The sequence below is a fragment of the Streptomyces sp. NPDC002690 genome, assembly GCF_053592415.1.
This window is the reverse complement of the sequence record NZ_JBSFVR010000207.1, coordinates 1-12,803: the sequence shown is the minus strand read 5'-3', so window position 1 is coordinate 12,803 and position 12,803 is coordinate 1. Positions and strand designations below refer to the sequence as shown.

Below are 12,803 nucleotides of genomic sequence, written 5' to 3'. Positions count from 1 at the left end.
CCACCGCGCACAGGACGTCATGGCCGGTCAGCACGCCCGGCTGCAGGCGCCCCGTGACGCGTACGACGCAGCTGTTCCCGTCAGGGTCGGCGAGGTTGACCAGGTCCACGGGAGTTCGTCGCGTCATGTGCGGGCCCGCTTCCGTCCGGGACGACCTTGAGGAGGGCCACATCCTCGCCCGTTCCTGGCCAAGAACCGGACCCGGCCCCCGCCCCTCACACCCCCTGTTTCGCCACGTACTCCCGCGCCGCCTTCAGCAACTCCGTGTGCAGCGCCTCGCCCGCCGGGAGCAAGCTCGGGAGCAGCGTGCGGTCGGTGAACGAGCGGAACGCGAGGGAGGCGGTCACCCCGTGGTCCGGGCGGTGGACGATCTCGACCGGGTCCCCGGCGCGGATGGAGCCCGGGGTGATGACCCGCAGGTACGCGCCGGTCACGGCCTCCTGGGTGAAGCGTTTCACCCAGCGCTCTTCGTCCACGTGGCCGGCGAACGTCCGGCACGGGACGCGGCCGTCGGTCACCTCCAGGACCAGCTCCGGGCCGATCCGCCACCGCTCGCCGACCAGCGCGTCGCTGACCTTCAGGCCCACGGTCGTCAGGTTCTCGCCGAAGATCCCGTTGGGCAGCGGCTTGCCGAGCTTCTTCTCCCAAACGTCGAGCTCCTCCCGGGCGTACGCGTACACCGCCTGGTCGCTCCCGCCGTGGTGGCGCAGATCGCAGACGGCGTCCCCGGCCAGACCGCTGCCGCCGACGCCCTTCGGCCCCGGGTCGGCCACCGCCACAGGGCCCTCCACCGGGCGCTTGTCGATTCCGGTGAGGCCATGGCGCGCGCTGGAGTGCTCGGAGTGGCGAGCGGTTCCGACATTCACGGTCAGCAGATGCATGGGGAAAGGTTAAAACGTCGGGCATCAAAGTCGCATCGCAATTTTTCGCGATCATCAGAAGTGACGCTTATGGTGGGAGGGTGATCGAAGCCCGTCATCTCCGCGTCCTGCGTGCCGTCGCCACCACCGGCTCGTTCTCCGCCGCCGCCCGCGAGCTGGGCTTCACCCAGCCGGCCATCAGCCAGCAGATGAAGGCACTGGAATCCTCGGTCGGGACACCCCTCCTGATCCGTACGGGCCGGGAGATGCGGCTCACTCAGGCCGGCGAGGCCCTCGTACGGCATGCCTCCGGCATCCTGGCGGGGCTGACCGCCGCCGAAGAAGAGGTCGCCGCCATCGCGGGGCTGCGCGCCGGCCGGGTCCGGCTCGTTTCCTTCCCCAGCGGTAGCTCCACCCTGGTCCCCGGCGCCCTCGCCGCGCTGCGCGCGGAGCACCCCGGCACCCAGGTCTCGCTGGTGGAGGCGGAACCGCCCCGGTCCGTGGAAATGCTCCGCGACGGGGACTGCGACATCGCGCTGGCGTTCCGGTACGAGAACTCCGGCGGCGGTGAAGGAGTGGAGAGCGGCGACGGCGACTGGGGCGACCTGGTGGTCCGCCCGCTGCTCGCGGACCGGTTGGTCGGCCTGCTGCCCGACGATCACCGGCTGGCCGGGACGGACGCGATCGACATCGGCGAACTCGCCGGGGACCCGTGGATCGCCGGCTGCCCGCGCTGCCGACGGCAGCTGGTGGAGGTGTGTGAGGACTCCGGGTTCACCCCCCGTATCGACTTCGCCACCGACGACTATCCGGCCGTGATCGGACTGGTCGGCGCCGGGCTCGGGGTGGCGGTCCTGCCCGCGCTGGCGATCGAGTCGGTACGCCCCAAGGGGGCCGTGACCGTGACGGTGGAGCCGCCCATCGTGCGCGAGATCGTGGCGCTGACCCTGCCGGACCTGGCGCGGGTCCCGGCGGTGGCGGCCACGCTGGACCAGCTGTCGCTCGCCGCGGCCCGCTGACGGCACGACCGTGCCCCGGTCCGTCGATGTCCGGGCGGGGACGGACCGTGGATGCCGAAACGTTCCTGCGGTACGGGGCGGCGCGGGCCCTCAGTCGTGGTGCGTGCTGTCGCCGCCCGTACCGGAGTGGGCCGTCGTGATCAGACGGTTCCGGGCGCGGCCCATCAGCTCCTCGCGTTCGTCTTCGGTCAGGCCGCCCCACACTCCGTAGGGCTCGCGCACGGCCAGCGCGTGGGCGGCGCACTCGGCACGTACGGGGCAGCGCATGCACACCTCTTTCGCCGAGGTCTCGCGGGCGCTCCGGGCGGCTCCGCGTTCTCCCTCGGGGTGGAAGAAAAGTGAACTGTCGACCCCTCGGCAGGCCGCGAGCAGCTGCCAGTCCCACAGGTCCGCGTTGGGTCCGGGAAGGCGGGAGAAATCTGCCATTGCTTGTCCCCTCGAAACCGTGCTCTGCCGGAGACGTCGTCCCGGCAGTCGCAGTCCGTCGTCGTCCGTCGGTGGCCGATCCCTGGTTCCTCAGGTCCTCGGGCCCTCGGGTCCCCGGTGCCCCTCCGTGCCTCAGCGCCTCGGGGCTTCGGGACCTCAGGTCCTCGGTGATCGAGCCTGCCGTACATCTACGGTCGTAGTAGATGTAAATATGACTGATTGCGAATCTAGTCACAGACACCAGCAAAAGGGAAGAAAAGCCGCCAAATAGGGCACGCCAACCAGTGAAGTTTCGGTTGAAGGGTGAAGCGCCCGCGTCGATCCGTTCCGTGTGCGGCCCTTCACGTAGAGTGCCGAACCCTACGGTCCGACCCGTAACTCTTTCGAGTGACCATCGTTGAGAGTGCGGAGGCGGTTGGCGACGAACCGGCTCGGGCACATGTCCGAGGGGGTCAACCGCACAGGTGACGACTTGTATCAGCCTGGAGGCTCAAGGTGACGCGCATCAGCTGCGGAGGACGGTCATGACATCCGTCCTCGTCTGCGACGACTCCCCGCTCGCCCGAGAGGCGCTCCGTCGCGCGGTTGCGACCGTGCCCGGCGTCGAGCGTGTGACGACGGCGGCCAACGGCGAGGAAGTACTCCGCCGCTGGGGGGCCGACCGTTCGGATTTGATTCTGATGGACGTCCGCATGCCCGGCCTGGGAGGTGTGGAGACCGTCCGGCGGCTGCTCTCCGCCGACCCCGGCGCCCGGATCATCATGCTGACGGTTGCCGAGGACCTGGACGGGGTCGCGCTCGCGGTCGCCGCCGGGGCCCGCGGCTACCTCCACAAGGACGCCTCGCGCGCCGAGCTGCGGGCCACCGTGACCCAGGCGCTGGCCGACCCGACGTGGCGGCTCGCCCCGCGCCGGCTGCGGTCCGCGGAGATGGGTGCGGCCCCCACGCTCACCGCGCGTGAGATCCAGGTGCTCGAAGGCATGAGCCACGGCCGTTCCAACGCGGAGATCGGGCGCGAGCTCTTCCTCTCCGAGGACACGGTCAAGACCCACGCCAGGAGGCTCTTCAAGAAGCTCGGCGCCTCGGACCGGGCCCACGCGGTGGCGCTCGGATTCCGCTGGGGTCTGGTGCGCTGAGCCTGTCGGGTGGCCTCCGAACGGCGTGCCGGAATCGTCCCCGTCCGCGGACCCGCGGGCGGGGCGACGGAGGACACCGGCGGGGCGGTCCGCCCACGTCGAGCCGGGTCGCGGCGGCGATGGGTGACGCTTCCCGGCCGATGACGCATCCTTGAGCTGTGGAGTTCCTCGGGAACGACGATTCGGACCAGCGGATCCAGCGGAAGGGGAGGGCGCAGGACATGACATCCGGCGCACCCGCTCGTAACGCTTCGGTGCACAACTCTGAACGCGATGGCACGGACCGGTCGGCATCAAGGCACCATGGTCCGATGCGCGACGACGAGACGACGGTGATCGCTGCCCTGGTGCAACGGGCCGTGGACGGCGACGCGCAGGCGACACACGACCTGCTGGCCCGTGTCCACCCCCTCGCGCTGCGGTACTGCCGGTCCCGGCTGAACCGGCTGCCCGGTGACGCTCGTCACTTCGGCGAGGACCTGGCGCAGGAGGTCTGCGTGGCGGTTCTCATGGCGCTGCCGCGCTACCGCGACACCGGCCGCCCCTTCGAGGCGTTCGTCTTCGCCATCGCCGGACACAAGGTCGCCGACCTCCAGCGCGCCGCGATGCGCCACCCCGGTTCCACGGCCGTCCCCTCCGACGAGATGCCCGAACGGCCCGACGACTCCCTCGGCCCTGAGGAACGCGCCCTGCTCAGCAGCGACGCGGCCTGGGCCAAGAAGCTCCTCGCCAACCTCCCGGAGAACCAGCGCGAGCTGCTCGTCCTGCGGGTCGCGGTCGGACTGACCGCCGAGGAGACCGGGCAGATGCTGGGGATGTCCCCCGGCGCCGTACGGGTCGCCCAGCACCGCGCGCTCAGCCGGCTGCGAGCCCTCGCCGAACAGTGACTTCCGCCGCACCCCGCCAGGGCCGCCCCCGCCGCGGCCCCGTGTTCGCGCGGTGTTCACGCTCTCGTAGAAATCTACGGAGAGCCTCGGTGATCTTGATCGTGGAATGAGACACCCCCGAAGGCCGTTAGCATGGACATCCGCACCGATCAAGACCATTTGGGGAAGGTGTCATGACTGCAAACGTCGACGGAGTGCCTGGGAAGTTCGCCACGCTCGGGCTGACATACGACGACGTGCTGTTGCTGCCGGGCGCGTCGGAGGTCCTGCCCAACGCGGTCGACACCTCGTCCCTCATCTCCCGCAACGTGCGCGTGAACATCCCCCTGCTCTCGGCCGCCATGGACAAGGTGACCGAGTCGCGGATGGCCATCGCGATGGCCCGTCAGGGCGGCGTCGGCGTACTGCACCGCAACCTCTCCATCGAGGACCAGGTGAACCAGGTCGACCTGGTGAAGCGGTCCGAGTCCGGGATGGTCACCGACCCGATCACCGTGCACCCCGACGCCACCCTCGGCGAGGCGGACGCGCTCTGCGCGAAGTTCCGCATCAGCGGCGTGCCGGTCACCGACCCCGCGGGCAAGCTCCTCGGCATCGTGACCAACCGTGACATGGCCTTCGAGTCCGACCGTTCGCGCCAGGTGCGCGAGGTCATGACGCCGATGCCGCTCGTCACCGGCAAGGTCGGCATCTCCGGCGTGGAGGCCATGGAGCTGCTGCGCCGCCACAAGATCGAGAAGCTGCCGCTGGTCGACGAGGCGGGCCTCCTCAAGGGCCTCATCACGGTCAAGGACTTCAAGAAGGCCGAGCAGTACCCCAACGCGGCCAAGGACGCCGAAGGCCGTCTGCTGGTCGGCGCGGCCGTCGGCGCCAGCCCCGAGGCGCTGGACCGCGCCCAGGCGCTCGCCTCCGCAGGGGTCGACTTCCTGATCGTCGACACCTCGCACGGCCACAACAGCAACGCCCTCGACTGGATGGCGAAGATCAAGTCGAGCGTCGCCATAGACGTCATCGGCGGCAACGTCGCCACCCGCGACGGCGCTCAGGCGCTGATCGACGCCGGCGTCGACGGTGTGAAGGTCGGCGTGGGCCCCGGTTCGATCTGTACGACCCGTGTGGTCGCCGGTATCGGCGTCCCGCAGGTCACCGCGATCTACGAAGCCGCTCTCGCCGCCCGCGCGGCGGGTGTGCCGGTCATCGGCGACGGCGGCCTGCAGTACTCCGGCGACATCGGCAAGGCGCTCGCCGCGGGCGCGGACAGCGTGATGCTGGGCAGCCTCCTCGCGGGTTGCGAGGAGTCCCCGGGCGAGCTGATGTTCATCAACGGCAAGCAGTTCAAGTCGTACCGCGGCATGGGCTCGCTCGGCGCGATGCAGTCCCGCGGCCAGGGCCGTTCGTACTCCAAGGACCGTTACTTCCAGGCCGAGGTGTCCTCGGACGACAAGCTCGTGCCCGAGGGCATCGAGGGTCAGGTGCCCTACCGGGGTCCGCTGGCCAACGTCCTGCACCAGCTCGTCGGCGGTCTGCGTCAGACCATGGGTTACGTGGGCGCCGAGTCCATCGACCAGATGGAGAGCAAGGGCCGCTTCGTGCGCATCACGTCGGCGGGTCTCAAGGAGAGCCACCCGCACGACATCCAGATGACGGTCGAGGCACCGAACTACAGCAGGAAGTAAGACCCACACGGTGGGGGAGGGGCGGCCGGGGTTCCCCGGGCCGCCCCTCCGCCGTGTGTCGGGGATACTGGTCAGCGCAGACGTAGAGGGAAAGGCCACACATCGTGACTGAGATCGAGATCGGGCGCGGCAAGCGCGGCCGCCGGGCATACGCATTCGACGACATCGCTGTCGTACCGAGCCGCAGGACCCGGGACCCGAAGGAGGTCTCGATCGCCTGGCAGATCGACGCCTACCGCTTCGAGCTGCCGTTCCTGGCCGCTCCCATGGACTCCGTGGTCTCCCCGCAGCACGCCATCCGCATCGGCGAGCTCGGCGGACTCGGCGTCCTCAACCTGGAGGGTCTCTGGACCCGCCACGAGGACCCGCAGCCGCTGCTCGACGAGATCGCCGAGATGCCGGTCGAGACCGCGACCCGTCGCCTCCAGGAGATCTACTCCGCTCCGATCCAGGAGGAGCTGATCGGACAGCGCATCAAGGAGGTGCGCGACTCCGGTGTCGTCACCGCCGCCGCGCTCTCCCCGCAGCGCACCGCCCAGTTCTCCAAGGCCGTCGTCGACGCCGGGGTGGACATCTTCGTCATCCGCGGTACGACCGTCTCCGCCGAGCACGTCTCCGGTGCCGCCGAGCCGCTCAACCTCAAGCAGTTCATCTACGAGCTGGACGTCCCGGTGATCGTCGGCGGCTGCGCCACGTACACCGCGGCCCTGCACCTGATGCGCACCGGCGCGGCGGGTGTCCTGGTCGGCTTCGGCGGCGGCGCCGCGCACACCACCCGCAACGTCTTCGGCATCCAGGTGCCGATGGCGACCGCCGTGGCGGACGTGGCGGGTGCCCGCCGCGACTACATGGACGAGTCCGGCGGCCGGTACGTCCACGTCATCGCGGACGGTGGCGTCGGCTGGTCCGGCGACCTGCCGAAGGCCATCGCCTGCGGCGCGGACGCCGTGATGATGGGCTCCCCGCTGGCCCGCGCCACCGACGCTCCGGGCCGCGGCCGGCACTGGGGCATGGAGGCCGTCCACGAGGACGTGCCGCGCGGCAAGCTGGTGGACCTCGGCTCGGTCGGCACGACCGAGGAGGTGCTCACCGGTCCGTCGCACACCCCGGACGGCTCGATGAACATCTTCGGCGCCCTGCGCCGCGCGATGGCCACGACCGGCTACAGCGACCTCAAGGAGTTCCAGCGCGTCGAGGTGACGGTGGCGGACTCGCAGCACCGCCGCTGATCCCGTACCGCGCGTGCGAAAGAGGGTCCCGGTCACCACAGGGTGACCGGGACCCTCTTCGTACGTCCGCGGACGGGTCAGTCGGAGATCTTCTTGGCGGCGGAGAACGCGGCGAAGCCGGCGATCCCGAAGAAGAGGACGCTGATGAAGTCGGTGTCGGCCTTCCAGATCTCCTGGAGCACGCCGAAGTGCTGGAAGAACATCGCCGAGACGGAGACCGGGAGCTGCTTCGAAGCCATGATCGCGTCCGCGAGCAGCTGGCCGAAGTAGACCGAGCCCAGCGCGAACACCACGGAAGTGAACGGCAGTACGGGGTTCCGGCCGCCGGTCTTGCCCGCGACCCAGCCGACGAGGAGACCCACGACGACCGCCGCGTAGACGAACTCGCGCTCGGTGGCGCCGGTGATGCCGCCGTAGATCGCGCCGACGGCGAGGGCGGTGCCGAAGGACGCGAGCAGGCCGAGGGCCAGGTTGTTGCGGACCGGACCGGTGATCGGTGCGAACGGCACACCGGTGAACTGTCCCGGCTGCCCCGGCTGCTGCGGTGCGAAGGGGTTGCCGGTGGGCGGTGCCAGGGGTACGGGCGCGCCGGTGGGCGGTGCCAGGGACGCGGGTGCGCCGACAGGCGGTGCCAGGGGGGCGGCGCCGACGGGCGGTGCCGCCGGAGCCGGCGCCTTGGGCTGCTCGGCCGCGTACGGGTTGCCCTCGACGGGCCGGCCGTCGGCGGGCGGCTGGGGCCGGCTGGGCGGCGGCACGGGCTGGCTCATGGTGAAGATCCCCCCTGGGACGGATGCGCGCACGACAGTGCGCCAGATACGCAACTCTGTGCGAAGGTGACGCCGCAGGCTAGCAGTCACCCACGACATCGCTCACCGCAATACCGCCCCGCCCCGCGCCCGTCCCCGCGCCCGTCCCCGCCCACGGGGCGGGTCCTCCCCGTCACAGCCGGTGCGCGGCCCCCGCAGGGGTGGCTCCCCGGGTGTCGAGCAGCAGCTGCGCCTTCACCGCGAGGCCCTGGAGGTCGTACGTCCGGTGGTGCTGGAGGAGCAGCGTCAGGTCGGCGGCGGCCGCCGCCTCGTACAGCGAGTCGGCACGGGGGACGGGGACGTCGCGGACCCGCCAGTCCAGGACGTGCGGGTCGTGGTAGCCGATCTGGGCGCCCAGGTCCATCAGCCGGCTCGCGATCTCGCGGGCCGGGGCCGCCTCCTGGTCGGCGCTGTCCGGCTTGTAGGTGACGCCGAGCAGGAGGACGCGGGCGCCGCGCACGGACTTGCCGTGCTCGTTCAGCAGGGTGGCGCTGCGCCGGATCACGTAGCTCGGCATGCGGTCGTTGATCTCCTGCGCCATGGACACCAGGCGCAGCGGAGGGCCGGGGGCGTGGCCGTACGGCACGCCGCCCGGGTCCAGGGGGACGCCGTGGCCGCCGACCCCGGGGCCGGGGCGGAACGGCTGGAAGCCGAAGGGCTTGGTCTCCGCACACCGGATGACGTCCCAGAGGTCGACGCCCAGCTCGTGGCAGAGCACCGCCATCTCGTTGACGAGGGCGATGTTCACGTGCCGGAAGTTGGTCTCCAGCACCTTCGTCATCTCGGCCTCGCGCGGTCCCCTGGCGCGTACCACCTTGTCCGTGAGCCGGCCGTAGAACGCGGCGGCGGACTCGGTGCAGGCGGGGGTGAGGCCTCCGATGACCTGAGGGGTGTTGGCGTAGGTGTGGGTGCGGTTGCCGGGGTCCAGTCGGCCGGGGGAGCAGGCCAGGTGGAAGTCCCGGCCGGCGCGCAGCCCGGAGCCCTCTTCGAGCAGCCCGCGCAGGAAGTTCTCGGTGGTGCCGGGAGGTACGGCCGATTCCAGCAGCACCGTGGTGTGCGGGCGCAGCCGGGCGGCCAGGGCGCGGGCCGCGTCTCCGACGGCGGTCAGGTCGACGGTGCGGTCGGCCCCGAGGGGGGTGGGGGAGCAGATCACCGCGGTGCGCACCCGGCCGAGTTCGGTGGCGTTGGTGGTGGGGCGGAAGCCCCGGGAGAGCATCCTGCGGACCTCGGAGGCGGTGAGCGATCCCTCGACCGGGGTGCGCCCCGCGCTGAGATCCGCGTACGGGCGGGGGTCGGTGTCGTAGCCGACGGTGTCGATACCGGCGGCGACCGCTGCCTGGGCGAGGGGCAGGCCGAGGTGGCCGAGGCCGATGACCGCGAGGTCTGCGGGCATTCGAGGGCCGTCCTTCTCGTAGAACCATGGAGGACCGAAAGCGCAACCGCTGAGGGCCGTGCGAGGTCAGACTAGGCGTAAATATGACCTGCATGTCGCATTTATGTCGGAATGGATGATCGCTGTCACGCGTCGCCGCGCACCGCCGGTGCCCGGTCGTCCGGCCACCGGTGGGCGGCGTTGTCCACAGGCGGTGGCTGAAGTCGCCCGTCGCGGACAGAATCGGGAGGTGGGCACGTCCGGCCCGGCCGGACGTCACCGGACACATCACCCGGTAACCGCCCACCCCGATCCACCGGGAGGCAGAGTTGAGGACATCGACACTGGGACCCGCCGAGCGCGCCGAGGCGCTCGCCGCGATGGCCGAACGCGAACTGGACGTACTGGTCGTCGGGGCGGGTGTGGTCGGCGCCGGGACAGCCCTGGACGCCGCCACCAGAGGGCTCGCCACCGGACTCGTCGAGGCCCGTGACTGGGCCTCCGGCACCTCCAGCCGGTCCAGCAAGCTCATCCACGGCGGCCTGCGCTATCTGGAGATGCTCGACTTCGCCCTGGTCCGCGAGGCACTCAAGGAGCGCGGACTGCTGCTGGAGCGCCTCGCCCCCCACCTGGTCAAGCCCGTGCCCTTCCTCTATCCGCTCCAGCACAAGGGCTGGGAGCGGCTGTACGCGGGCTCCGGCGTCGCCCTCTACGACGCGATGTCCCTCTCCTCCGGACACGGCCGGGGACTCCCCGTCCACCGCCACCTCTCCCGCCGGAGCGCCCTGCGCGTGGCCCCCGCACTCCGCAAGGACGCCCTGGTCGGAGCCCTCCAGTACTACGACGCCCAGATGGACGACGCCCGCTACGTCGCCACCCTGGTGCGTACCGCGGTGAGCTACGGCGCGCACGCGGCGAACCGCGCACGGGTGTCCGGATTCCTCCGGGAGGGCGAACGCGTCGTCGGCGCCGTGGTCGAGGACGTCGAGACCGGCGGCCGGTACGAGGTCAGGGCCAAGCAGGTGGTGAACGCGACCGGCGTGTGGACCGACGACACCCAGGCGCTGATCGCCGAACGCGGACAGTTCCACGTCCGTGCCTCCAAGGGCATCCACCTCGTGGTGCCGAAGGACCGCATCCACTCCTCGACCGGACTGATCCTGCGCACCGAGAAGTCCGTCCTCTTCGTCATCCCCTGGGGGCGCCACTGGATCGTCGGCACCACCGACACCGACTGGAGCCTCGACAAGGCCCACCCGGCCGCCTCCAGCGCCGACATCGACTACCTCCTCGAACACGTCAACACCGTGCTCGCCACCCCGCTGACCAGGGACGACGTCGAAGGCGTCTACGCCGGACTGCGCCCCCTGCTGGCCGGCGAGTCCGACGCGACCAGCAAGCTCTCCCGCGAGCACACCGTGGCGCACCCGGTGCCCGGCCTGGTCGTGGTCGCCGGCGGCAAGTACACGACGTACCGGGTGATGGCGAAGGACGCCGTGGACGAGGCCGTGCACGGGCTCGACCAGCGGGTCGCCGAGTGCGTCACGGAGGACGTGCCGCTGCTCGGCGCCGAGGGGTACCGCGCCCTGTGGAACGCCCGCGCCCGGATCGCCGCCTCCACCGGGCTGCACGTCGTCCGGGTCGAGCACCTGCTCAACCGGTACGGCTCACTGGCCGAGGAACTCCTCGCGCTGATCGCGGAGAACCCCGCACTGGGCGAGCCGCTGCCCGCCGCCGACGACTACCTCGCGGCCGAGATCGTCTACGCCGCCTCGCACGAGGGCGCCCGCCACCTGGACGACGTCCTCACCCGGCGGACCCGGATCTCCATCGAGACCTTCGACCGGGGCACCCTCAGTGCCCGCGTCTGCGCGGAGCTGATGGCCCCGGTGCTGGGCTGGGACGCGGACCGGGTCGACCGCGAGGTCGAGCACTACGAGAAGCGGGTCGAGGCCGAACGGGAGTCGCAGCGCCAGCCCGACGACCTGACGGCCGACGCGGCGCGGCTCGGAGCACCGGACATCGTGCCGATCTGACGGGGCGTCGCGCGACAGTGCCGGAGCGTCACGTGCCGCGCGCACGGCCCGCCGGAGGCATGGCCGGACGACGAGGGGGCACCCGCTCGCAGGGGCACCGCCGGGCCGGCGGTGCCCGGACGGCCTTGAGGCGGGACGGCCGAAGGGCTCCGGCGACGCCGGCCCCGGAGCCCGGAGGCCGCGCGCCGGGGCCCGGAGAGCCGTACGCCGGAGGCAGGAGAGCCGTACACGGGGCCCGGAAAGCCGTACACGGGGACCTTTCCCCGGCCCCGCCGGGGCCGACCTCGGACCCGGCACCAGAACCGGTCCCGGGGTGAGGGACAATGAACGCTCTGCCAGGGCGGGTTGATCGCAGAGGGGACGCATGTCGGAGGCGGAGCAGGCAAACGGGCCCCAACGGGACACCGAGGGACGTCTTCTCGCGGGACGGTACCGGCTCGGGAAGGTGCTCGGGCGAGGCGGTATGGGTACCGTCTGGAGCGCCGACGACGAGACGCTGGGCCGCACGGTCGCGGTGAAGGAACTCCGGTTCCCCACGGCCATCGACGAGGACGAGAAGCGGCGCCTGATCACGCGCACCCTGCGCGAGGCGAAGGCGATCGCGCGCATCCGCAACACCAGCGCGGTCACCGTGTTCGACGTGGTGGACGAGGACGACCGGCCGTGGATCGTCATGGAGCTCATCGAGGGCAAGTCCCTCGCCGAAGTCATCCGTGAGGACGGCACCCTGACGCCCCGACGGGCGGCCGAGGTCGGCCTGGCCATTCTCGACGTGCTGCGCTCCGCGCACCGCGAGGGCATCCTGCACCGGGACGTGAAGCCGTCCAACGTGCTGATATCCCAGGAAGGCCGAGTGGTCCTCACCGACTTCGGCATCGCCCAGGTCGAGGGCGACCCCTCGGTGACCTCCACGGGCATGCTGGTCGGCGCGCCCTCGTACATCTCGCCGGAGCGAGCCCGCGGCCACAAGCCCGGACCCCCCGCCGACCTCTGGTCGCTCGGCGGTCTGCTCTACGCGAGCGTGGAAGGCAGCCCGCCCTACGACAAGGGCTCGGCCATCGCCACGCTGACGGCCGTGATGACCGAACCGCTCGACCCGCCGAAGAACGCGGGTCCGCTGAAGGACGTCATCTACGGCCTCCTCACCCGCGACCCCGAGCAGCGGCTCGACGACGCCGGTGCGCGGGCCCTGCTCACCGCGGTCGTCAACGCACCGGAGCGGCCGGCCGCCCCGCCGGCCGACGCCACCCAGGTCATGGCGGTGCCCACCGGCGTGGGCCCGTCCCCCTCGGACCGGGCCACACCTTTCTGACCTCGCCACTGCCTGCTCCCGAGACCGTATGCCGGGGATTTGGG

Annotated in this window: 11 protein-coding genes and 1 pseudogene; 7 read left to right on the top strand and 5 right to left on the bottom strand. The window is 71.2% G+C overall.

Annotation, left to right across the window (positions count from 1 at the left end; translation table 11 throughout):
- Together ACWD3D_RS23540 and ACWD3D_RS23535 are read right to left on the bottom strand one after the other, a co-directional pair.
- Positions 1-127, bottom strand: a 127-nt coding sequence (locus tag ACWD3D_RS23540) for a DUF5959 family protein (protein ID WP_451462792.1), incomplete at its 3' end; no start/stop codon positions are given.
- Between the two features lie 88 nt (positions 128-215).
- Positions 216-881 (bottom strand): MOSC domain-containing protein, encoded by a 666-nt coding sequence (locus ACWD3D_RS23535; protein ID WP_451462791.1) that lies wholly within the window; start codon positions 879-881, stop codon positions 216-218.
- A gap of 80 nt (positions 882-961) precedes the next feature.
- Between ACWD3D_RS23535 and ACWD3D_RS23530 the strand changes: the two genes are divergently transcribed.
- Positions 962-1,879 (top strand): LysR family transcriptional regulator, encoded by a 918-nt coding sequence (locus tag ACWD3D_RS23530; RefSeq protein WP_451462790.1) that lies wholly within the window; start codon positions 962-964, stop codon positions 1,877-1,879.
- Between the two features lie 90 nt (positions 1,880-1,969).
- Here the strand turns inward: ACWD3D_RS23530 and ACWD3D_RS23525 are convergent, their stop codons facing one another.
- Positions 1,970-2,305, bottom strand: coding sequence for a WhiB family transcriptional regulator (locus ACWD3D_RS23525; protein ID WP_451462789.1), 336 nt, complete (start codon positions 2,303-2,305; stop codon positions 1,970-1,972).
- A gap of 524 nt (positions 2,306-2,829) precedes the next feature.
- On the opposite strand from ACWD3D_RS23525, the gene ACWD3D_RS23520 reads away from it, so the two are divergent.
- The 4 genes from ACWD3D_RS23520 (at position 2,830) to ACWD3D_RS23505 (ending at position 7,233) form a co-directional block, all read left to right on the top strand.
- Positions 2,830-3,441 carry a response regulator transcription factor gene (locus ACWD3D_RS23520; RefSeq protein ID WP_003948568.1) on the top strand — a complete coding sequence of 204 codons (612 nt, stop codon included), beginning with the start codon at positions 2,830-2,832 and terminating at the stop codon, positions 3,439-3,441.
- A 311-nt stretch (positions 3,442-3,752) separates the two neighbouring features.
- Positions 3,753-4,328, top strand: coding sequence for a sigma-70 family RNA polymerase sigma factor (locus ACWD3D_RS23515; RefSeq protein ID WP_328719855.1), 576 nt, complete (start codon positions 3,753-3,755; stop codon positions 4,326-4,328).
- Between the two features lie 173 nt (positions 4,329-4,501).
- Positions 4,502-6,004, top strand: a complete 1,503-nt coding sequence (gene guaB / locus ACWD3D_RS23510) for an IMP dehydrogenase (RefSeq protein WP_451462788.1) — start codon at positions 4,502-4,504, stop codon at positions 6,002-6,004.
- A gap of 104 nt (positions 6,005-6,108) precedes the next feature.
- The gene (locus tag ACWD3D_RS23505; RefSeq protein WP_018101158.1) at positions 6,109-7,233 is read left to right on the top strand and encodes a GuaB3 family IMP dehydrogenase-related protein; all 1,125 of its coding nucleotides are present in this window, start codon (positions 6,109-6,111) and stop codon (positions 7,231-7,233) included.
- A 77-nt stretch (positions 7,234-7,310) separates the two neighbouring features.
- Here the strand turns inward: ACWD3D_RS23505 and ACWD3D_RS23500 are convergent, their stop codons facing one another.
- Complete coding sequence (locus tag ACWD3D_RS23500; protein ID WP_451462787.1) at positions 7,311-8,000, bottom strand: hypothetical protein; 690 nt, start codon at positions 7,998-8,000, stop codon at positions 7,311-7,313.
- A gap of 172 nt (positions 8,001-8,172) precedes the next feature.
- Positions 8,173-9,432, bottom strand: a complete 1,260-nt coding sequence (locus ACWD3D_RS23495; protein WP_451462786.1) for a nucleotide sugar dehydrogenase — start codon at positions 9,430-9,432, stop codon at positions 8,173-8,175.
- 308 nt (positions 9,433-9,740) lie between these two features.
- Between ACWD3D_RS23495 and ACWD3D_RS23490 the strand changes: the two genes are divergently transcribed.
- Positions 9,741-11,447 carry a glycerol-3-phosphate dehydrogenase/oxidase gene (locus tag ACWD3D_RS23490; protein ID WP_451462785.1) on the top strand — a complete coding sequence of 569 codons (1,707 nt, stop codon included), beginning with the start codon at positions 9,741-9,743 and terminating at the stop codon, positions 11,445-11,447.
- Between the two features lie 364 nt (positions 11,448-11,811).
- Positions 11,812-12,750, top strand: a pseudogene (locus ACWD3D_RS23485) (serine/threonine-protein kinase); the annotation flags it as partial.
- Positions 12,751-12,803 lie beyond the last annotated feature (53 nt).